Origin of the sequence: Roseibium sp. (assembly GCF_965216085.1) — a bacterium.
GTDB lineage: Bacteria > Pseudomonadota > Alphaproteobacteria > Rhizobiales > Stappiaceae > Roseibium.
The window spans coordinates 595785-615755 of record NZ_OZ244138.1 but is presented as its reverse complement, the minus strand read 5'-3'; the positions used below and the strand labels follow the sequence as shown (position 1 = coordinate 615755).

The window sequence follows — 19971 nt, the reverse complement described above, 5'->3', positions numbered from 1 at the left end:
CCCGCATTCTTATAAAACGCGGGCCACCGGAGAGGTTACTGGATCTTGGCCAGTTCTTCGTTCAGCTGAGCTACAGTCTGAGCCGCATCCCGTTCGCCGTCGATGTACTCGCGCACCAGACGGTTGATCACTTGGCTGTTGATGATCTTGGACGCCAATGACAGCTGGCCTTCCTTCACACCCCAACGTGCAGCGGTGTCGAGACCGGATACGATCGTGCTGATGGTTTCAGGATCATAAAGCTCTGTGAGCGGCGCCTTGCGGTCCACACCAACCGGCAACTTGGACCAGCCTTCAACAAAGGCGGTTGCATTGTCCTTGGTGCCGCGCCGGATCGGGAACTTGCCTTCCGGAGCAATTGACAAGGTCGACATGTAGCCATCGTCCATGGAGAACTCGACAAACTGCATGGCGGCATCCGTATCCGCATCGTTGGTGATGCCGAAGTAGCGGACGTCACCCCATGCTGCGCCAGCCGGGTTGGATGGACCTTTCAAAGTGGTCACGATCCCAGTTTTGGAAGCGAGCTCCTTGGAAGTCGGGTCATCCGTAATGGTTGGCGGTGCACTGTCACGCAGACCAGCCAGCTCATCAAGAATGAACGGAGACCAGATGATCATCGCGGCTTTGCCAGCAAAATACAGCTCACGAGACTGCTTCCAGAAAAGATCACCCGGAGGCGATGCTTTTGCGATGGCCTTGTAGAATTCGAGCGCCTCGACAGTCTTCTTCTCATCCAGAGCCTTGAAGCCCTTGCTGTCGACCGGGCTGACACCGTTTGCCAGAAGCACATGCTCCAGAACCTGGCTCATGAAGTTTTCGTCGACCTTGGTCGCGGCGACAAAAGCAAACATTTCCGGCGGATTGTGCAGTTTTTCAACGGCTGCCAAGACGCTTTCGTAGCTGTCCGGTGCAGCAAGACCGTTCGCTTCGAACAGGTCCTTGCGGTAGACGACCATTTGGGTCCAGCCATCGACCGGGACAGACGCAATGCCGCCTTCCACCGATGCCATGGCCACCGCGCCGGGTGCAAAGGTGCCGGTTCCCAGGTTTTCCAGAACCTCAGTTGCAGCATCTGTATCCAAGATACCCGCTTCTGCCCAAGGCAGCGCATATTGCAGCGGATGGTAAATCACATCCGGAAGATCACCGGCCGCAAAGGCTGCGGTCGCGCGGGTTCCAAGATCCGATTCAGTGACCGGAATAACATCAATCTCAATGCCGGTTTTTTCTTTGAACGCTGCCGCCATCTCTTCCTGTTTGGCCAAGCGCTCCGGCTGTTCTTCGGTTGTCCAGAAACGCAAGGTTTCTGCCTGAGCCGCGGTCAATCCCAGTGCGAGCACACCCGCAATGGTCGAGGTCAGGAAAGTACTCCTCCCAATCATATCAGTCTCCCTTACTGCCAAGTCATGGCTGTTGGTTCAGCCGGGGCCGGAGCACGTCAGCCAGTGCCTCCGGTGTTCTTTGCGGTGCGCCATCCGAGGCACGCCGGATCAAAGTTGCTTCGGCAAGCGCTTTCAGGCTTGTCGGGTCCTTGCCATCCAGAACGTCGACCAGCATGCGAGCAACACGGCTGCCCGCATCGAGCGCGCTCTGCGAAAAGGTGGTCAGCGGCGGATCGAGATATTCGCCAAAAGGCAACCCGTCATATCCAATGACGGTCACATCCTTGCCGACCTCAAGACCGTACTTGCGGCAAAACTGAATAGCGCCGATCGCCAGAGCGTCGGTGACGCAGAGTAGCGCGGTCGGCGGCGTCTCAAGCTTAGCTAAGAGCGCTTCAGCGCCGGCAAATCCGCCTTTTTCATCGAGATCTTGCAAGGTCTCCAACGCCGGATCATGCGGCACCCCAAGGGCCTCCAGGCCAGCGCGGTAGCCGTCGCGGCGCTGCCGGGCAAAATTCAGTTCCAAAGATCCGCCAAGAAACCCAATTCGGCTGTGGCCAAGGCTGTAGATATGGCGCACACCGTCAGCAAAGGCCTTCTCATTGTCGATATCGAACCAGGCATGGGAATCTGGAAAACTCGACCTGCCATGGGTGACAAAGGGAAACCCCTGCTCACTGAGGAAGGCAATGCGCGGATCTTCAACTTCGGTCCGGGTCAGGATAAATCCATCAACTTTCCGGCGGGCGATCAGCCGTTGAATAGTTTCGATCATGTGGTCCCGCGAGTGGGCTGTCGTGACCAGAAGATCCAAACCGAGTTCGTCGAGCGCGCGAGCGATCCCATCGATGAATTCTGCCAAAAACGGGTCCGCGCCACTGCCATGGCCGACCGGAATGACAATGCCGAGGGTGTCCTGCCGGCCGCGCTTCAGGTTCCGCGCCGTGGCAGACGGCTGATATCCAAGATCCTGAACAGCCTTCAAAATCCGTTTGCGGGTCGCCTCAGAAATGTCGGTGTAGTTGTTCAGGACGCGCGACACGGTTCCCTTTGCAACGCCGACATGGCGCGCAACATCATCGATTGTCACGGAACCGCGGTGACCCGGCATTTGTCCTCCCGTGGGCCAGTCCGGCCCTATCATTGTTCTTTGCCGCGCACCAATGAGGCGTGGCACTTGTTTCAACAATGCTTCCAAAACCGATTTCGGAAGTCAACAAAATCGGTTTTGTGAATTCACAAAACCGATTTTGCAAAGCGGGAAGATATTGACGCAACAGCAAAACTTATCTGGATTCTTGTTTCGGAAAATTGTTGTTCCGCGGCCTCGCCACGCCTGGGGATTGCATTTTCGTAAAACGCACCCCCAAACTCACTCCCGCAAAGACAGGGCCTTCACATTTAGAAGCAAACTCGGATGTTGAAAAATAGCTCCAAACTCACCCACGTCTGCCATCCTCGGTGCAGCGCAGCGGAGACCGGGGAACCACTCGCTTGCAGAGCTTCAACAAAATCACTCATGACCTGCGGCAAGTGGCATCGCGAGTAGATCCCCGATCAAGTCGGGGATGACCACACTGGACAAGCTCAGGCTGAAGATCTTCCTTTGAAACGTTCGGCTTCGCTGTCAATGGATTTTATAAGCGAATGCCATTCTCCAACGGCTTGAGCTCGAAACACCAGCTGATTTCGTCAGCTCTTGTATACGCCGCAAATATTAGCGTTTGGGCTACTTAATAGCTGCTCAAACCCAAACGGAAACCCCTAATAAAGACAAATCAAAACGGTACGCCCGATACAAGAATGACATTGGCGTAGGGCGTACATTCACCCGTACGGATAACCGCCCGCGCTTGTTTGGTGCGGGTTTTGAAATCGTCGTGAGAAACCCGGGAGTGCTCGATCGGCTTGCCGGTTTCCGCAGCCCAATGAGCCAAACGCACTTCAATCTCCGTTGCAAGTTCCGGACTGGCTTCTTCGGCGAATACCGCCTGCTCGACAATGAGTTCCTTTGTCAGAACATCCAAAACATCAAAAAAACTGGGAACACCTGGAGACACCGCAAGATCGAGCACAGCAACGTTCTGTGGAATCGGCAAACCGGCGTCAGCAACGACGATCTCGTCCATGTGCCCGAGAGAGGCAATCAGTTTGCTCATATGACGGTTCAACATTGGTGTCCGTTTCATATCCGTCTCCTCAGCTTATTGCTGCCAATCATGTCAGAGATACCAACGCCTCACACAAAGGCACCGGATCATAATAAGGGGCTGTTTTGCTGGATATCAGATCCAGCCTCAAAACGGTAATACCAAGTTTCTCGATAGCGGCAACATCACTGTCCGGCGTGCTTCGATCGGCGATGACGACATTCAGAAGCTGCTCAACTGGACAGTCGCTCCCGGCATCTTTGCGCAAATAAAACAGCAACCTGCCAACATTGTCCGCAATCGACATGCCATTGGTTTCTGGATCCTCTCCAAGGCTCGGCACATAGACCTTAGGTACGGTCCGGCTGGCGATCGCCCGGCCAACTCCGCGTGGAAGAAGGCTCGCGATAAGGCTCGTGTATAAGCTTCCTGGAGAATAACAGATCAAATCCGCTGACTGCACCAATGCACTGTTGCGGTCAGGAAAAACGGATATGGCCGGTTCCCGCGCAGCCAAGCTGTGATTGAGGAAGATGTCCCGGATTGGCGAAGCAAGCGGCGCATGTTCCTTGCCCGTAAGAAGGTGCTGGCCAATCACAACCTCGCCATCTTCCAGTTCTGCGGCCAAGTGCAGATTGTCATCAGACACGGCCTTTACGGTTCCAAGCACACCAACAAGCTTGGCGACAAGAAAGATGATCGGCTCGAGCTGCTGATTTTGATTGAGATAACCGCCAGCCAAAATGAGATTGCCGACACTTGCCCCGCGCAAATTAAAGTCAGCAGGACACGCATCTTGAAAGGTCCCGAGCTGATTTTGAATGAGTGTGCGCATCGGCTGCTCAATCACGCCGACCAGCGGATGAATTCCCGCGATCATCGCTTCAAGATCAGCATTCAAGCTTTCATACTCAGCAGCTTTAGAAAACCGGTGTGTAAACAGGCGAAAGACATCCGGCTGGCCAAGAACCGTCTCATCCGCCAAGGCCATCAACCGGCTGCGCAAATCGCCGATCGCCGGCATGTTGAACGCAAGCCGGAGCCCTTGGGAACTGCCGCCTGAATCGAACGGCGTCACCAAATGGATGGAGTTGTGCGTATATCGTTTTAAACAACGAGCAACGTCATTCAGCGCCGTTCCACCACTGAAGAACAACAGACGCGGACCAAGTTTTGGATTGGACAGAAACCGCTCTATGCGGAACTGATCCGGCATCCGCACCGCCCGGGTTATGGTGACTTCTGACACGTGGCTTCCTTCGGCCGAAACTCGCTAACCTGTCCTAGCACCCAAACCGGGTGATGGCAAAAAGCTGTGACGGGCCTTTAACTTAGACCGAACGCCGTATCGTCCTCTGTCTTTCGCGCAAGCAGAACACATGGCAACAGCATCGACCATGCGGGTTCAACCAGCGGCACATCAGCTCACACACTGGAGATATAAATCGCTCGGAAATCATTCACGTTTGTCAGCGTCGGGCCTGTGACAACCTGATCGCCGATCTTGTTAAAAAACGTATGGGCGTCATTGCGCTCCAGAGAGCCCGCCATTGTTTCGCCTAAACCTGCGATTTTCGCAGGTGTATCGGGCCCAATGACAGCCCCAGCCACCTCCGCGGCCCCATCGACGCCATCCGTATCACAAGCAATCGCATAGATCCCGGCAGCACCGTTCAACGCGTTCGCCAATGCAAGCGCATATTCCGCGTTGGGCCCTCCGATACCATCGCCGCGCCGCGTCACCGTGAGCTCGCCACCGGACAAGAGCACCAAAGGCCTTTCCATGTGCCCGCGTTCTTTTTGCCGCTGAAGTGCCAGCTGCGCATGTTCTACGGCAATGTCGCGCGCCTCACCTTCCAACGCATCCCCCAATAGCTCAACATCGCAGCCGAATTTCTCGGCAAGTGTTTTTGCTGCCTCTAATGACTGAGAGGGCGCTGCAAATATCGTGTTTGTGACTTCCGATAGTTTTGTGTCTTGCGCGGAAAGTACCCCGGTTGGTTCAGCCAAAACCGCTGACACGGAGGCAGGAACTTCGATTTTCCATTGATCCAGGATCGCTTTGACGTCAGCTGACGTGCTTTCATCACCCACCGTCGGACCGGACCCGATCTCCGCCGGATCATCTCCAGGCACATCAGACAAGAGCAGTGACAGCATCTTTGCCGGATAGGCTGCTGCTGCCAGTTGACCGCCCTTCACATTACTGAGGTGCTTGCGCACCACGTTCATTTGCCCGATCGGGGCGCCAGACGCGAGCAGTGCCTGATTGACCGCTTGCTTATCGCTCAGGTTGATATCTCCGGCCGGTGCCGTTAGAAGAGCCGATGCTCCGCCTGAGATCAACGCCAGGACAAACACATCGCCGCCAAGGCCTTTCAGCAGATCAAGCAAGCGCTCAGTCGCTGCTTGCCCGGCAGCATCCGGTACGGGATGCGCGGCCTCAACAATCTCGATCCCTTGTGTCGGCCGGCCATAGCCATAGCGAGTGATCACCAAACCTTCGCAAGGGCCCCATTCGGCTTCTACAGCTTCTGCCATTCTGGCAGACGCTTTACCGGCCCCAATGACAACAACCCGGCCCGCAGGCTTTTCCGGCAAAAACCGCGCGAGGCTTTTCATCGGATCGGCGACATCAACTGCCTTTTCAAAGAGGGATCGCAGCATGATATCGGGACGGTCGGCCATTGTGTTCTCCTAGCTAGGTCACTTCGCGCGTCACCTTGATCGGCAAATTTCGACATTTTGCAAGCCGACTCACCATTGCATCTGACCATTTCTTATCAAAACCATTCCAAACGAAGCATACCGCCCGTGCTCAAACTCGCATTGCAAATCGAAATCCCGGTGCCACGTATAGAGAAACTGCATGGGAGTAGATGATGACCATAGACAGCGTGTTTCAGTCCGCGGCATTCGAAGATGCAATCCGCAATCCGGCGAACCCAGCCCATCTTATGGTGATCAAACCAGTCACCCGCCGTATCCGGATATTCGCCGGAGATGTACTGCTCGCTGATACGAAAAATGCCCTGCGTGTCCTTGAAGTTGGCCGCAGCGTCTATGATCCAGTGATCTACGTGCCTGAGGCAGATCTCATGTGCGACTTCGACAGTTTGGAAAAGTCCACACATTGTCCAATCAAAGGCGATGCGACTTACATCACACTCGAAGGCGAGGAACTGGGCTGGGTTTACACATCCCCGATAGAGACAAGTCAAAAGTTAGCAAACCACTACGCCTTCTGGCCCAACAAAGTCAGACTTATCGAAGGAACGTAACTTTAGCCGGCTCTCAGGTGACAAAAATAAGCCCCGCAACCGACGATCAACGTCTGTTGCGGGCCAAGTGAACCCGCCCTTTCGGACAGGATCTTGAGGTTATGATGGGGCCACTGAAATTGAGTTTTCAGTTTTTTGGCCGTGCTTTTTTCTCTTTCGGCCATTTATTATTCTTCTAATTTTGTTGGCAAAATCTGTGTTTGCAACCCGCGCCGCATAGACCCACAATGCGACCTGGGCAATTTGCATCAATAAAAAGCGCTAGGACCCGGCCATGGAACCGCAATATGCCATTGCCAGCTCGCGTGAGTTACGCCAGCAGCGGAAAGCCGCAATGCTGTTGGAACTCCACGCAAAAATCACAGAAATGCTTGTAGACATCTCGCCAAAACTTACCTTGGACGAAGTCATGATCAGGCAAATCGTATACATTCATGACGCAAAGAATATCGAAACAGATACAAATAGTTTTCCGAGCTTCATAGATCTGAACAAAACCTCCATAAACAGAAAGCTGAACAAGCTTGTCGAATTGGATTACATAAAAAGAACGAAAAAAGGGCGGAAATACATCTACAATACCTCCGACAGCGTCCTACACACTGAACATAAAAATGAAGAGGGAACGGACATTGTTGATCCGATTTTTGATCAAATCGTTGATATGATAGATACACTCATCCGCGAATAAGCGTTGCAAATTAGTGCGGTAAAAGCTGCTCTTTTTTGAAATTTCGAAGCCTATCTCCTTCTATCTAAATCGATCTCAGAAGATTTGGCAGAACCGCCCGTCCATCAATTGGTTGGGCAAGTGCTGTTCTGACAGTTTCCGCTTTTTTGGCAATCCGTTGCGCATAATTCGAGCAACTTATTGAACTTCGCCATAAACGGCGCATAGGCTTGATGAACATAGTGATAAAGGGAAACGACTTTAGTCTTTAACGCCAGTTCAGGAAGCTCCGAGAGTTTATTGCTTTCCATGAGGGCTTCGATTGTTGGCGAAGATGACAAGAACCCATCGAGACGGCCAGCCCGGTAGTCTTTTCTCATTTCAGCTGTACCGGAGTACTTCACGAAACGGTATTTATCGTGATGATCTTCAGCAAATTCTTCCTGCCATCGTCGGCCAATTACATATCCGATCAACGAGCGATGCTTGAGTGTCCGCCCCGCCTTTATCCAAACACCTTGTTGCACTTCAAGGAGCGGAAACTGTGACCGGACAAATGGCACTTGGTAGAGTTTCTCAATGATCGGGATCCGGAACAGCTCTCCATCAACGCGTCCAGAATTGAATTCAACAATGCCCCGGCGCCCGGGCACCTTGGTTAGTTTGAGTTCACAACCGAGTTGCCTGTACAATGCTTCTGTTTTTGGAACAATGACAGCGTTCAGTTCTGCATCCGATATGGCGGCAATAATGGGCGGACAGTCGGCCGACATGGCAGAGTGTGCCCAAGAAAAACTCAAAACAATTATGGCCAGGCCACGGAGCATTTTCGAATACCCTTTCGCCCAAAGTTAAAGCGAACGCTATTGACGTAGCGTTAATTGAAAAAGCACTCAAGCAGGATCTTACCACAGTCAGGAACTGCTTAGAGAACTTCGACAAAGCTCTGTTTTGAGCTCTTCAAAAAAGGCACGAGTGACCGATCAAGGACCAGAGAATTGTCTTAAACAACGCAGTGTGGTACCGAAAACCCGCCTCGAGTTTCTGCAAATTTGCCTGCATTTCTCTGAAGTTTCCGAGTAGAAATGCGAGAACACAGACACGCAACAAAAGACCCTGGCAGAATGAACTATCCGTTACGTGACCAGTATCACCGCGTTAGAAAATCATTACTGCGCGCACGGGATTCCTTCATACCCACACATGCGCCTTCTGAAATCCTGACCCCCCTCATTGAACGCAAAAGTGCACCTTTTTGTTTTGAAATAGATGCACCTATGCCGGACCAAGCGCTGGAATGGGCTGCGGAACGCAAAGGGATTTGCGAAACCGAGGGCCTCTACCAAGCCCTTGCGCCCTGCACAGTCGACCCGCGAATTGGCGTTTTGTTTCACAATGGACGCGTACTCTGGGGCACGAGCGATCTCCCAGAACGCGAGCGCAGCCCCCTGTTTTTGCCGCATCGCAAACTACCGGAACGCAAGTTACCTAACGCGATTCTGCTGCATCATGTTTACGGCGATAACTACTTCCATTTCTTCATGTACATCATGAATAAGGTCTGGCTCGTGGAACAACACGGGTTGCCAAAATCGATCCCATTTCTCATCAACGAGATTTCAGCCAACAGACCGTTTTTCCAGCAAGCCCAGGAGATGGGCGCCTTTTTCGGCCGGGATATTCTGGTTCAAAAACGCAATGAAGTCGTTCAGGTCGAAGAAGCTTACTTGTCCCTGCCCTATTTCTGCCGCGGAAATACAATGACGTGGATTGCCGATGTCTTCCGGAAAAAAGCACCGCAAAACACAGGAAAACCAGTCTTTACATTGCGCGCAGGCAATGCTGCGAACGGCCGGATGTTCCGCAATCAAGACGATGTCAGCCGCCTCGCAGAAAACGCTGGCTTTGAACTGATTGATCCGGCAACTCTCACTGTCAGGGAACAGGCTGATAGGTTTTCTCAAGCCCCAATCATTGCGGGTGCTCATGGCGCAGCCTTGACCAATTTGATTTTCAGAGCCGGAGCCAAGACCGGTGTTCTGGAGCTCTTCAGTCCGGCCATGGGAACCCCGCATTACGCCATGATGGCCCAGCTGCTGGAGTTTGAGTATCACTCGGCAATCACTGAAAACCCGCGTGGCCGCGCATTTACGGCAAGCACCGAGGTGAACCTTGATCTTCTCGCCCGCCAATTTGATGAGCTGATCAGCTCAATGGGACTTTAAAAGATCGCTCCCCCCATCATTACGGGCACCTATCCGGCAGTCGATGTGCGCCGCCGCTTCCACACCAAGCTCAATAAAGAAAACCCCGCGCTTCAAAAGAAGCGCGGGGTTTCTTGTTAGAAAGCCGGTTTTCTGATCAGGCGACAGCTCGTGCCAGCGCACATTGAGACCACAGATCGCTGATCGCATTTGCCAAATGCTCGATATCGGCATCGCTGTGCAATGGTGTCGGTGTGAAGCGCAACCGCTCGGTTCCGACCGGAACAGTCGGATAGTTGATCGGCTGAACGTAGATCCCATAGGTATCCAGCAGGATGTCAGAGATCCACTTGCACTTCTTCGCATCTCCCACCATCACCGGAACAATGTGGCTTGGGTTTTCCATATGCGGGATACCGCGTTTGTCCAATGCCGCGCGCACCTGCGCCACCCGCTGTTTATGGGCTGCGCGCTCTTCCTGACTGTCCTTCAGATGACGGATGGACGCTGCAGCACCAGCTGCTAGTGCCGGCGGTAGAGCCGTTGTAAAGATAAAGCCAGATGCAAAGGAGCGGACAAAGTCGATTACAGTCTTGGAACCGGTGATGTAGCCGCCCATCACACCAAAGGCCTTGCCAAGAGTGCCCTCAATGATGGTCAGCCGGTCCATCAGTCCTTCGCGCTCAGCAACACCGCCGCCACGCGGGCCGTACATGCCAACCGCATGCACTTCATCGAGATAGGTGATCGCACCGAACTTGTCGGCGACATCACAGATTTCCTCGATCGGCGCGATATCGCCGTCCATGGAATAGACGCTCTCGAAAGCCACCATCTTCGGGGCATTGGGATCATCAGCAGCCATCAGGCGCTCGAGATCAGCAACATCGTTGTGTTTAAAAATCCGCTTTTCGCAACGCGCATGGCGGATACCTTCAATCATGGACGCGTGATTGAGGGAATCAGAATAAACGATCATGCCCGGCACTTGGGAAGCAAGTGTGCCCAGGGCCGCCCAGTTGGAAACATATCCAGATGTAAAGATCAGAGCAGCATCTTTGGCGTGGAGATCGGCCAATTCGCGCTCAAGTAGGACATGGTAGTGATTCGTGCCGGAAATGTTACGGGTTCCGCCAGCGCCGGCACCACATTTGGCCAGCACATCCTGCATCGCGCCGGTCACTTTTTCATGCTGCCCCATGCCCAAATAGTCATTGGAACACCAGACAGTCACATCCTGCGTAGAGCCATCTTCACGGTAGCGCGTCGCTTTCGGAAAATCGCCGGAATGCCGTTCCAAGTCGGCAAATACACGGTAGTTACCGTTGTCGTGCAGTTTACTTAAGCGCTCTTCCAGGTACGCAGTCACGTCCATGATGCGGCTCCCCTCAATCCGCCAGGCCAGCCCAGCTTTCCTTAAAACCCGCGCGCAGCACCGCGTCCGTGCTCCGCATATATCGATTCGCAAGCAATCAAACCATCACTGGCCTGCAGCTCACCTTATATTCATTCAAAACTGAATATCAAATGTACGGCCATGACAAAAATCAATTATGGCGCTGCGACGATACGACATAGGCCGTTTTCTGTTCCGTCTTCAAGCGATCGCCAAACCTTAAAAACAGAATACCGCTTGCGCGCGGCCGCAAAACATGAATACTGGTTCATGTTTCAGGAATTTGGAAGGATGCGATGGTGACCACCTCCGCGCCGAACTCGCAAAAACAAAACAAATCGACCGGAAAATCAGCGATTCCGCAGCCAAAAACGGCCCGCGGAGAGGCAACCCGGCGGGCAATTCTGGCGGCCGCCGAACGGGTCATTGGCGAAAAAGGTTATAACGACGCCTCCATTGGCCATATCACCAGCGAGGCCGGAGTCGCACAAGGCACTTTCTATATTTACTTCAAGACAAAAGAGCAGGTGTTTTCAGAGCTGGTTCTGGAAATGGGCCGCCTTGTCCGCCACACGATTTCCGAATCGTCCGTATCACTGACAGACCGGCTTGACGTCGAGAAGGCTGGCCTCACCGCCTTTTTGCGCTTTGTTAGAGCTCATCCCAATCTCTACAAAATTGTTCAAGAAGCCCTCTTTGTCGATCCAGCGGCATATCAGGAGTATTACTCCAAGTTTGTCACCGGATACCGGGTTGGTCTGCTTGCGGCCGTCAAGAAGGGTCAGATTTCGGAAGGCGATGCAGAAATTCGTGCTTGGGCTCTTATGGGGATCGGCCGCGCCCTCGGTGAGCAGCTTGTCGTTTTTCATACGAAAAAAACCATTCCCGAACTGGTCGACAGTGCTCACCATTTGATCGTCAATGGTTTGAAACCATGAACCTCATTGAAACGGAAGACAGAGATGGCGCCATTTGGCTCTATCTAAACAGACCGGCGCGCCACAACGCCCTTGTCCAACCGTTGCTCGACGAGATGCTGGCCGCAATCGAGAAAGCGGAAGCCCGCAAGCCCACTGCAATAGTGTTGTCCGCACGCGGACGCAGCTTTTCAACCGGGGGCGATGTCGGCGGTTTTCTAGAAAATGCCACGTCAGAAGACCAGCTATTGTCATACGCCGACAAGCTCGTTGGTTCGCTGCACGACGTCCTCATGGCGTTATTGACTTTCCCAGCGCCTGTTCTGGCCGCCGTCAATGGCCCAGTGACCGGCGGCTCGACAGGATTTCTTTTGGCCGCGGATATGGTTGCCATGGCCGACCACGCCTTCGTTCAGCCTTATTATTCAGAAGTTGGCTTTGGTCCTGACGGTGGCTGGACTGCCTTGCTCCCGGAAAAAATCGGAACATCCAAAACCCTGGAAGTGCAGTATCTGAACACCCGGATCAAGGCCGCTAACGCCAGAGACTTGGGGCTTGTGACCGAACTATGCCCAGCCTCTGAACTCGACATAATAATCGATAGTTGGGTTTCTGAAATTTCCAAACGGTTTTCACAAACTCATTCCGCGACCCGGCAAAACATTTGGGACGCAGCCCGGCGAAACCTAGTCCAGCAGCGCCTGGATCAGGAGAAATCCAAATTCCTGGAGCTGATCGCCAGACCTGAGACATTTGCGGGCATGACCACCTTTACAAAACAAAGCGCATAAACCTTCAGCGTGATAACTGACCTGGACCCCAGGTGTTGGGAGGACACATGGAGTTTTTAACCGATATGGCCGCCAAACGGGCGGAGCTGACACCCAATGCTGTGGCGTTCTCCGACCACGACACGGGCGTGAGCTATACTTTTAGTGACGTCAACGTCCGTGCAAACCGGCTTGCCAATCTGCTGCTGGACAAAGGGTTATCTCAGGGCGACCGGATGGCAGTCCTTTGCCACAATCACCCGGATTTTTTTGTGCTGCTGTTCGCAGCGCAGAAATCGGGTGTCCTATTAGTCCCTTTGAACTGGCGCCAGCCAGTTGCGGAACTCAAACCCATTCTTAAGGCTTCCGGAGCCAAGCTGCTGTTTCACGACGAGGCTTTTTCTGAGGCGGCAAATGAACTGGCGGCGGGTGATGTTTTGGACTTACTGCCACTTGGGCAGGCAGCAAATGGCACTAGCGCCCTTGATCCCCTGCTTGAAACGGTAACATCGGCATCTCCGGCCACCTCAGCCGTAAAAGCGAGCGCCCCCTGGTATCTGCTTTACACCTCCGGCACCACTGGTCTTCCAAAGGCCGTCATCCAGACCGCCGGAATGGCCTACGCCAACATGATCAACTACAGCCAGGCGACAGGCCTCAGCACGGGCGAACTGGGCATCAACTTCTTGCCGCTGTTTCATACGGCGGGCATCAACCTGCCGACCCTGCCGATCTTCCTGAATGGTGGTTCGTCGACTGTCCTGCGAAAGTTTGATCCGGAGGTCGCGCTGAGCCTGATCGATACCGGCAAAGTCACCTGCTTTTTCGGTGTTCCCGCAATCTATCAGGCGCTCGCCTTGTCAGACCGGATTGCGGAAACGGATTTTTCAAAAGTGCGCTCTCTCGGCTGCGGCGGCGCTCCGGTGCCCAAACATCTGCTTCTCGATTTCCAGAAGCGCGGCGTGACCATCTGCAATGGCATGGGCATGACCGAAACCGGCCCGACCGTGTTCCTGATGGACCCCGATCATGCTGCTGAAAAAATCGGCTCCGTGGGCAAGGCGCAGATCCTGACTGACGTTCGCCTTCAAGATGCGAATGGCGCGACCATCGAAGGTTCTGGAGAGGGCGAAGTCCAGTTTCGCGGCCCCAACATCACGCCCGGCTACATGGACAACAAAGAGGCCACTGTCGCCACATTCACCGTTGACGGCTGGTTGAAGTCCGGCGATGTCGCCCGGCGCGACGAAGACGGATATTTTTACATCGTCGACCGGATCAAGGACATGTACATCTCCGGCGGCGAAAATGTGTATCCGGCGGAAGTCGAAAAGGTCCTGGTCAGCCATCCGACTGTTCTAGAGGCTGTGGTGATTGGAGTTCCCGACGACAAATGGGGCGAGGTTGGCGCAGCCTTCCTGATCCCGCGTCCAGGAGAACAGATCGACACCTCAACACTGCCCGCTTGGTGCCGCGAACAGCTGGCACCTTACAAAATCCCAAAAACCTTCACCGTTTCAGATGATCTGCCGCGCACTGCCGCCGGCAAGGTCCGCAAGAACATTTTGAAAGACACCTTTTTAGAAAAACTCCCGGAGGAGGCCTGACCCATGAGCCTGACCGCAGACGCGCCAACGACACAAACATTCACCTGGACACCAACGCAGGCCGACTTCGATGCCTTTGCCAAATTGTCGGGTGACGACAATCCGATCCATGTCGATCCGGAATTTTCCGCGCGCACGCGCTTCGGCCGGACAGTCTCGCACGGCATGCTGCTCTACACCCGGGTGTTCGGCCACTTGCAGGAGCTTTATCCGGGTCAGGTCCACGCGATGCAAAACCTGATGTTTCCGAATCCGTCCTATGCCGATGAGGAACTGACCCTGACCTTCACTCAAAACGCCGATCAACCGGACCAGACCCTGATTGAAGTCGCCCGGGCAGAAGATGGCGCGGTCACTTTGTCTGGAAACTGCACACTCAAAGGAGCTGCCTGATGTTTGAAGTTGGACAACGCGACGAGATCAAACGCTCCTACACGCTGAGTGACATGCAGGGTTTCGCGGCACTTGCCGGTCCAAATGCCAGCACACCTGATGCCGTGCCCGGTCCGCTTATTGGCGGTCTGTTTTCTTATCTTCTGGGCGTAAAACTGCCGGGGCGCGGCACGAACTATCTGAAACAAAGCCTGGAGTTTTTGCAGCCAGCGCCCGTCGGCGAAGAACTGACCGCTTCCGTCACCATTACCCGCCTGCGCCCGGAAAAGCATCTGGTCGATCTGGAAACCATTTGCGAGACGTCAGACGGCACCCGCATCTGCCAGGGGCGTGCACTGGTCTATGTTGAGGATGTTGGGAAAGGTTGACCTTTTTTATGCTTGCTCTGACGCTGTCCCGGGCCTGATCCAGGACTAAAAAAGCACAGCATCGAGAACAGCAATCCTAGCACTGGGTCCCGGCTCGGGGGCCGGGACGGCAAAGAGTATACCCTCACAACGTCCTCAGACGTCATCCCGCACTTGATGCGGGATCCATTGCCGATTTCCGCACTACGGATAGACCTTGGACTTATGACTTCCCTCTCCCCTCCAAACTCACCAAGCTCTGGCTGTTGCACAAAAGTGAGCTGGATCCCCGATCGAGTCGGGGATGACCACTGTATTTGCTGTCAAGCTGTTGAAATAAAATTTGAAATCTAGAGTTTATGTAAACAGTTTACGCAACAGCTTCAGCGCCGATCAATTGCTGCAAAAGCCCATTGAACTTTTCCGGTTCTTCCAGATGCGGCGCATGTCCGGAGTTTTCAAATATCGTCAGGTGGAAATCCGGCACGTTCTCTTGATACCACGCATGCACACCGGGGCCATAAAGCTGGCTTTTGCCACCGGCCGCGAGGTGCAAGGGGACCGGAAATCTCTGGAGTAGCTTGCGAAAGTCGAGCGCAGTTAGCGACATCCACATATCGGTCAAAAGAACCGGATCAGCCAACGCGATTTCGCTTTTGGCCATCGCAAAACTTTTCGGCTCTGGCTCCTGCCCGCGAGCAAACAAGCGGCGGGCGATCCGGTCCGGCAGGCGGTGCCAGTCCTTTGCAATTGTTGTGATGAAATGATCGTTTTCGCCTACCGTCAAACCGCTCAAGGTGCCGTTTGACCAGCCTGGGTCGTTCAGGACCTTCGGTGACATATCAACGGCAATCACGGAGGAAATCCTGTCCGCACCGTGCCGTTCGATCACCGAATAAGCAACCAGCGCGCCCATGGACCAGCCACACAAAACGACGTCCGTCAGGTCCTTCTCTTCCAAATAGGCCTGGACCGCATCAGCCGTCGCCTCAATCGTGAGCGGCCGGCAATCCTCCGATCTGCCATGTCCCGGTAGATCTGGAACAATGCAGCGGGCGTGACCTTTCAAGGCCGACACTTGCGGATCAAAAAACACGCCGGGACACGTCCAGCCATGAAGGAAGACCAATGGGCGGCCGTCGCCTTCATCACGAATATGCAAGTGTTTGAGTGTCACGCGCGTCCTGCCCTCAAGCGCCCGACAATGCCGGTCGGGAAGAAATAGACGGACAGGATGAACAAGACGCCGAGCCACAGCAGCCAACGCTCCGGCGCGACCAGTGTCGACACCAGCGGCACCATACTTGTTGCTTCTTCTGCAACGCCCATCAGGTTTTGCAGATATGTCTGGGCAAGGATGAATAGCGTTGCTCCGAGGACAGCGCCATAGAGTGTTCCCATGCCGCCGATCACCACCATCAGCAGAATGTCGATCATGATCTCCATGGAGAGCGTTGTTGCCGGCCCCGTGTAGCGCAACCAGATAGCCAGAAGCGACCCGGCAAGTGCTGCCATGACCGCAGAAAGCACCGTTGCGGTCGTGCGGTACCAGACCACCCGGTAGCCGATGGCTTCCGCCCGAAAAGCATTATCCCGCACAGCTTTCAGGGTCCGTCCGAAGGGCGAGTTTACAACCCGCAGCATCACCAGGAACAGGATGAGGGACGCAAAGAAAATCAAATAATAGGCGAGCAGCTTGCCGTTGATCCGAACCCCAAACACCTTCTCCTTCACCAACTTGAACGCCGGTGTCAGATCGCGCGGGATCTTGTAGTTCAGCCCATCTTCGCCGCCGGTTAGCCAGGACATCTGGCTGACGAGAACGGCAAAGGCACTGGCGACCGCGAGCGTGACCATGGCAAAGAAAATGGCTTTCACGCGCAGCGAGAAGAGCCCGATGGCAAGTGCAAACAGCGCTGCGATACCCGCACCCGCAGACGTCCCCCAGATCATCGACCAATAACTCGGGCCGGTCGAAGACAACGCCAGTGCGGTTCCGTACGCCCCGATGCCGAAGAACATAGTGTGGGCAAAAGAGACGATCCCAGCATAGCCGAGCAGCAGATCATAGCTCGCAACCAGAACGATGAAGATGCAGATCTTGGCCGCTGTTTCCAAGGATTTGGTGCCCGGAAACAGGAACGGTGCAAAGGCGAGCGAGACCAGAACGATCAACAGGAGGACCGTGAGGAGACCGCTGCGCGGTGTGTCGCCAGAAAGAAGTTTGGTGAGCATGTTCTTGTCCCTACTTCGCCTTGACGACCGGATAGAGCCCTTGCGGACGCCACATCAGAACCACCACCATCAGCGCGATGGTGGAGACCAATGCGACTTTGGGCGCCAGGAAGGCGGTGTAATTGGCGAGCAGGCCGACCAGCAGCGCGCCGATAAAACAGCCCTCGACGGATCCGAGACCACCGATGATGACGACGATGAACACCAGCACCATGATTTCGGAGCCCATATGCGCGGTGATTGTCTCCTGATAAAGCCCCCACATCACTCCACCGAGACCCGCAAGCGCCGAGCCTGTCATGAAGACAATCAGAAACAGGCGGCGGATTTTGTAGCCAAGCGCTTCGACCATTTCACCGTTTTCAACACCGGCACGAACCAGAAGACCAATCTTGGTGTTCTTCAGGATGTGGCGCATGCCGACAAACAGCGCGAGGCCGATGCCGACGGCCACAAGCCGGTATTTCTCAATGGCCGCTTCGCCCAGAACAATCGCCCCTTGCAGCGCCTCAGGCCGGGAGATGTGAAGTTCATCCGGGCCCCAGACCACGTGGATCATCTGCTGGGCCACAATCAGGCCGCCCATGGTCACCAGGATCTGTTTCAGGTGCTCGCCATAAACCGGCATGACAATGACCCGTTCAAAGGCATAACCAAGAAGGCCCGTGACGAGCATCGCCGCCAGAATGGCAATCAAAACAGCGGTCAGGTTCAGCATCACGCTAGGCGATTCCGTCCAGCCGGCAAGCCATGCCAGAACTGAAAACCCAACAAAGGCTCCGACGGCCACAAACGCTCCGTGGCCGAAGTTGATGACATCCATCAACCCAAAGACGACAGTCAGACCAGAGGCCATGATGAAGATCATCATGCCCATGGCGAGACCAGCCACGGTCAATGTGAGCCATGAGGCTGGATTGCCAATCGCGATCAACCCGGCAAGTGCGAGAATTGGAACCAGGAAGACCGGAAGTTTTTGGGTGAGTTGTTCGCTGAGCGGCACCTTTTCGATGCGCGGTTTGATCGTTGTGTCACTCATTGATGCGCCTCCAGACTCAGTCCCATCAGCTTCTCCTGCAAGGCGGCATTGGCAGCCAGCTCCGCCATGTCGCCGGAATGGATGATCCGGCCGTCATCCATCACGGCGACCGTGTCGCCGATGCTGGAGGCCATGGAAAAATTCTGTTCCACCAGCAAGATCGTGGTGTCGGTTTCTTTCAACTCCCGGAGCGCATCGGTCATCGCGTTGATGATCGCCGGAGCGAGGCCCTTGGTCGGCTCATCGATCAGGATCAGGCGGCGCGGTTCGATGATGGCCCGGGCAACCGACAGCATCTGCTTCTGGCCGCCGGAGAGCGTTCCGGCCGACGAATTCCAGAAGCTGCCAATTGGTGGAAACAACTCTTTGATCCAGGAGAGGCGCTTTTCGTCCAGCGCACCGCTGGCGGCGGCCAGGATCATGTTTTCCTCCACCGTCAGATCGGTGAAGATCCCCATGTCTTCCGGCACGAAGGCAATGCCGCGCCTGGAAACGGAGGGGGTGTCGAGTTTGGTGATATCGTGGTCGGCGAAATGGATCTCGCCCTGGCTCGCGGTCCAAAGGCCCATGATGGTGCGCAAGGTCGTTGTTTTGCCCGCACCATTGCGGCCGAGTAGCACCGTGACACCGCCCTCCGGCACCTTCAAATCCACACCTTGAAGAATGTGGTAGGGGCCGATGTGGGTGTGAACACCAGCAAGAGACAAAAGCGTGTTGGTCATTACGCGGCCTCCGGTGTCTTGCCGAGATAAGCTTCCTGAACAACAGGCAACGCAATCACTTCAGCCGGATCGCCGTCGGCCACCAATGCTCCGTTGTGCAGAACAATGATCCGGTCGGCCAGCGAGCGGATGACATCCATCTTGTGCTCTACAAGCAGGATCGTGCGGTCCATGTCGGCTTTCAGCTTCTGGATCAGTTCCAGGATCACCGGCACTTCATCGACACTCATGCCGGCTGTGGGTTCGTCGAACATCAACACCTGCGGACCGAGTGCGATCAGCATGGCGACTTCCAGCTTGCGCTGATCCCCATGCGGTAATGCGGACACCACCTGATCGGCTTGATCGATCAAGCGAACTTCGTTCAAGACATGGTCAGCGCGCTCAAGCAGCTCAATATGGCTTTCCGCGATCGACAGCATGTCGAACCCCTTGCGGGCCTTGGCCTGCGCCACCAGGCGGACGTTTTCTCTGACCGTCAGAGTTGGGAACAGGTTTGTCAGCTGGAATGCGCGGCCAATGCCCTTGTCAGTCCGCTCCGGCACAGACATTCGGGTGATGTTTTCACCGTTTAAAAGCACCGTGCCGCTGGTTGCGGGCAACTGTCCGGACATCAAGTTAAAATAAGTGGTCTTGCCGGCACCATTTGGTCCGACAATGGCAGTCAACGTGCCGCGCTCAAAAGCACAGGACACATGATCCACCGCAACATGCCCGCCAAAACGGATGGTGAGCTCTTTCGTTTCCAGAATTGGATGTTCTTTGGTCACGGGAACTGGTCCGGAATTGTTAGAAAAACAAGTTTAGAAGGATTGTTCAGCAGCGTGGATGCTAACAAATGGCCCCGCGTTTTCG

The 19971-nt window shown here is 54.6% G+C and carries 20 protein-coding genes; 8 read left to right on the top strand and 12 right to left on the bottom strand.

From position 1 onward, the window contains the following. Positions 1 to 35 precede the first annotated feature (35 nt). The 5 genes from ACOOFE_RS02875 to ACOOFE_RS02855 all read right to left on the bottom strand — a co-directional run bounded on the left by ACOOFE_RS02875 (position 36) and on the right by ACOOFE_RS02855 (position 6223). The gene (locus tag ACOOFE_RS02875) at positions 36 to 1385 is read right to left on the bottom strand and encodes an ABC transporter substrate-binding protein (protein WP_141185030.1); all 1350 of its coding nucleotides are present in this window, start codon (positions 1383 to 1385) and stop codon (positions 36 to 38) included. 22 nt (positions 1386 to 1407) lie between these two features. After that, positions 1408 to 2496: a LacI family DNA-binding transcriptional regulator gene (locus ACOOFE_RS02870; RefSeq protein ID WP_420413564.1), complete on the bottom strand. Its 1089-nt coding sequence runs from the start codon at positions 2494 to 2496 to the stop codon at positions 1408 to 1410. 667 nt (positions 2497 to 3163) lie between these two features. Further along, positions 3164 to 3574: a D-ribose pyranase gene (rbsD, locus tag ACOOFE_RS02865; RefSeq protein WP_141185028.1), complete on the bottom strand. Its 411-nt coding sequence runs from the start codon at positions 3572 to 3574 to the stop codon at positions 3164 to 3166. A 28-nt stretch (positions 3575 to 3602) separates the two neighbouring features. Beyond that, positions 3603 to 4784, bottom strand: a complete 1182-nt coding sequence (locus ACOOFE_RS02860; protein WP_420413563.1) for a GAK system CofD-like protein — start codon at positions 4782 to 4784, stop codon at positions 3603 to 3605. A gap of 176 nt (positions 4785 to 4960) precedes the next feature. Beyond that, a complete protein-coding gene (locus ACOOFE_RS02855; protein WP_420413562.1) occupies positions 4961 to 6223 on the bottom strand; it encodes a glycerate kinase type-2 family protein in 1263 nt (420 codons plus the stop codon). Positions 6224 to 6417: 194 nt separating this feature from the next. Between ACOOFE_RS02855 and ACOOFE_RS02850 the strand changes: the two genes are divergently transcribed. Both ACOOFE_RS02850 and ACOOFE_RS02845 read left to right on the top strand, forming a co-directional pair. Continuing rightward, positions 6418 to 6816 carry a DUF427 domain-containing protein gene (locus ACOOFE_RS02850; RefSeq protein ID WP_420413561.1) on the top strand — a complete coding sequence of 133 codons (399 nt, stop codon included), beginning with the start codon at positions 6418 to 6420 and terminating at the stop codon, positions 6814 to 6816. Between the two features lie 274 nt (positions 6817 to 7090). After that, positions 7091 to 7507: a hypothetical protein gene (locus tag ACOOFE_RS02845; RefSeq protein WP_420413560.1), complete on the top strand. Its 417-nt coding sequence runs from the start codon at positions 7091 to 7093 to the stop codon at positions 7505 to 7507. Between the two features lie 104 nt (positions 7508 to 7611). Here the strand turns inward: ACOOFE_RS02845 and ACOOFE_RS02840 are convergent, their stop codons facing one another. Then, a complete protein-coding gene (locus ACOOFE_RS02840; protein ID WP_420413559.1) occupies positions 7612 to 8259 on the bottom strand; it encodes a hypothetical protein in 648 nt (215 codons plus the stop codon). 504 nt (positions 8260 to 8763) lie between these two features. Here ACOOFE_RS02840 and ACOOFE_RS02835 point away from each other — a divergent pair. Further along, entirely contained in the window at positions 8764 to 9711 is a 948-nt protein-coding gene (locus ACOOFE_RS02835; protein WP_420413558.1) for a glycosyltransferase family 61 protein, read from the top strand. Positions 9712 to 9847: 136 nt separating this feature from the next. Here ACOOFE_RS02835 and hemA read toward each other — a convergent pair whose 3' ends face one another. Next, the gene (gene hemA, locus ACOOFE_RS02830; RefSeq protein ID WP_141185021.1) at positions 9848 to 11065 is read right to left on the bottom strand and encodes a 5-aminolevulinate synthase; all 1218 of its coding nucleotides are present in this window, start codon (positions 11063 to 11065) and stop codon (positions 9848 to 9850) included. Positions 11066 to 11382: 317 nt separating this feature from the next. Here hemA and ACOOFE_RS02825 point away from each other — a divergent pair, with 317 nt between their 5' ends. Genes ACOOFE_RS02825 through ACOOFE_RS02805 form a run of 5 tightly spaced genes read left to right on the top strand, consistent with a single transcriptional unit; the run spans position 11383 to position 15141 of the window. Next, on the top strand, positions 11383 to 12024 hold the full coding sequence (locus tag ACOOFE_RS02825; RefSeq protein WP_420413557.1) for a TetR/AcrR family transcriptional regulator: 642 nt from the start codon (positions 11383 to 11385) through the stop codon (positions 12022 to 12024). Next, positions 12021 to 12794, top strand: a complete 774-nt coding sequence (locus ACOOFE_RS02820; RefSeq protein ID WP_420413556.1) for an enoyl-CoA hydratase/isomerase family protein — start codon at positions 12021 to 12023, stop codon at positions 12792 to 12794. Before ACOOFE_RS02825 ends, ACOOFE_RS02820 begins: the two co-directional genes overlap by 4 nt. 47 nt (positions 12795 to 12841) lie before the next feature. Next, the gene (locus ACOOFE_RS02815) at positions 12842 to 14380 is read left to right on the top strand and encodes an acyl-CoA synthetase (RefSeq protein WP_420413555.1); all 1539 of its coding nucleotides are present in this window, start codon (positions 12842 to 12844) and stop codon (positions 14378 to 14380) included. A 3-nt stretch (positions 14381 to 14383) separates the two neighbouring features. Further along, the gene (locus tag ACOOFE_RS02810; RefSeq protein ID WP_420413554.1) at positions 14384 to 14773 is read left to right on the top strand and encodes a MaoC/PaaZ C-terminal domain-containing protein; all 390 of its coding nucleotides are present in this window, start codon (positions 14384 to 14386) and stop codon (positions 14771 to 14773) included. Next, positions 14773 to 15141: a phosphate acetyltransferase gene (locus tag ACOOFE_RS02805; RefSeq protein WP_420413553.1), complete on the top strand. Its 369-nt coding sequence runs from the start codon at positions 14773 to 14775 to the stop codon at positions 15139 to 15141. The genes ACOOFE_RS02810 and ACOOFE_RS02805 overlap by 1 nt, the downstream gene beginning before the upstream one ends. Positions 15142 to 15490: 349 nt before the next feature. Here the strand turns inward: ACOOFE_RS02805 and ACOOFE_RS02800 are convergent, their stop codons facing one another. The 5 genes from ACOOFE_RS02800 to ACOOFE_RS02780 are packed head-to-tail and all read right to left on the bottom strand — an operon-like array spanning position 15491 to position 19886. Continuing rightward, positions 15491 to 16297 (bottom strand): alpha/beta fold hydrolase, encoded by an 807-nt coding sequence (locus ACOOFE_RS02800; protein WP_420413552.1) that lies wholly within the window; start codon positions 16295 to 16297, stop codon positions 15491 to 15493. Beyond that, on the bottom strand, positions 16294 to 17355 hold the full coding sequence (locus ACOOFE_RS02795; protein ID WP_420413551.1) for a branched-chain amino acid ABC transporter permease: 1062 nt from the start codon (positions 17353 to 17355) through the stop codon (positions 16294 to 16296). The genes ACOOFE_RS02800 and ACOOFE_RS02795 overlap by 4 nt, the downstream gene beginning before the upstream one ends. 10 nt (positions 17356 to 17365) lie before the next feature. After that, positions 17366 to 18394: a branched-chain amino acid ABC transporter permease gene (locus ACOOFE_RS02790; RefSeq protein ID WP_420413550.1), complete on the bottom strand. Its 1029-nt coding sequence runs from the start codon at positions 18392 to 18394 to the stop codon at positions 17366 to 17368. Next, a complete protein-coding gene (locus tag ACOOFE_RS02785) occupies positions 18391 to 19116 on the bottom strand; it encodes an ABC transporter ATP-binding protein (protein ID WP_141185012.1) in 726 nt (241 codons plus the stop codon). Before ACOOFE_RS02785 ends, ACOOFE_RS02790 begins: the two co-directional genes overlap by 4 nt. Beyond that, complete coding sequence (locus ACOOFE_RS02780; protein ID WP_141185011.1) at positions 19116 to 19886, bottom strand: ABC transporter ATP-binding protein; 771 nt, start codon at positions 19884 to 19886, stop codon at positions 19116 to 19118. The genes ACOOFE_RS02785 and ACOOFE_RS02780 overlap by 1 nt, the downstream gene beginning before the upstream one ends. Positions 19887 to 19971 lie beyond the last annotated feature (85 nt).

What these genes read in the sequence shown, in the direction of transcription:
- ACOOFE_RS02815 (WP_420413555.1), top strand. Translation starts at nt 12,842, where the DNA reads ATGGAGTTTTTAACCGATATGGCCGCCAAACGGGCGGAGCTGACACCC.
- hemA (WP_141185021.1), bottom strand. Translation starts at nt 11,065, where the DNA reads ATGGACGTGACTGCGTACCTGGAAGAGCGCTTAAGTAAACTGCACGAC.
- ACOOFE_RS02790 (WP_420413550.1), bottom strand. Translation starts at nt 18,394, where the DNA reads ATGAGTGACACAACGATCAAACCGCGCATCGAAAAGGTGCCGCTCAGC.
- ACOOFE_RS02785 (WP_141185012.1), bottom strand. Translation starts at nt 19,116, where the DNA reads ATGACCAACACGCTTTTGTCTCTTGCTGGTGTTCACACCCACATCGGC.
- ACOOFE_RS02835 (WP_420413558.1), top strand. Translation starts at nt 8,764, where the DNA reads ATGCCGGACCAAGCGCTGGAATGGGCTGCGGAACGCAAAGGGATTTGC.
- ACOOFE_RS02840 (WP_420413559.1), bottom strand. Translation starts at nt 8,259, where the DNA reads ATGTCGGCCGACTGTCCGCCCATTATTGCCGCCATATCGGATGCAGAA.
- rbsD (WP_141185028.1), bottom strand. Translation starts at nt 3,574, where the DNA reads ATGAAACGGACACCAATGTTGAACCGTCATATGAGCAAACTGATTGCC.
- ACOOFE_RS02845 (WP_420413560.1), top strand. Translation starts at nt 7,091, where the DNA reads ATGGAACCGCAATATGCCATTGCCAGCTCGCGTGAGTTACGCCAGCAG.
- ACOOFE_RS02805 (WP_420413553.1), top strand. Translation starts at nt 14,773, where the DNA reads ATGTTTGAAGTTGGACAACGCGACGAGATCAAACGCTCCTACACGCTG.
- ACOOFE_RS02855 (WP_420413562.1), bottom strand. Translation starts at nt 6,223, where the DNA reads ATGGCCGACCGTCCCGATATCATGCTGCGATCCCTCTTTGAAAAGGCA.
- ACOOFE_RS02825 (WP_420413557.1), top strand. Translation starts at nt 11,383, where the DNA reads ATGGTGACCACCTCCGCGCCGAACTCGCAAAAACAAAACAAATCGACC.
- ACOOFE_RS02850 (WP_420413561.1), top strand. Translation starts at nt 6,418, where the DNA reads ATGACCATAGACAGCGTGTTTCAGTCCGCGGCATTCGAAGATGCAATC.
- ACOOFE_RS02820 (WP_420413556.1), top strand. Translation starts at nt 12,021, where the DNA reads ATGAACCTCATTGAAACGGAAGACAGAGATGGCGCCATTTGGCTCTAT.
- ACOOFE_RS02810 (WP_420413554.1), top strand. Translation starts at nt 14,384, where the DNA reads ATGAGCCTGACCGCAGACGCGCCAACGACACAAACATTCACCTGGACA.
- ACOOFE_RS02870 (WP_420413564.1), bottom strand. Translation starts at nt 2,496, where the DNA reads ATGCCGGGTCACCGCGGTTCCGTGACAATCGATGATGTTGCGCGCCAT.
- ACOOFE_RS02795 (WP_420413551.1), bottom strand. Translation starts at nt 17,355, where the DNA reads ATGCTCACCAAACTTCTTTCTGGCGACACACCGCGCAGCGGTCTCCTC.
- ACOOFE_RS02875 (WP_141185030.1), bottom strand. Translation starts at nt 1,385, where the DNA reads ATGATTGGGAGGAGTACTTTCCTGACCTCGACCATTGCGGGTGTGCTC.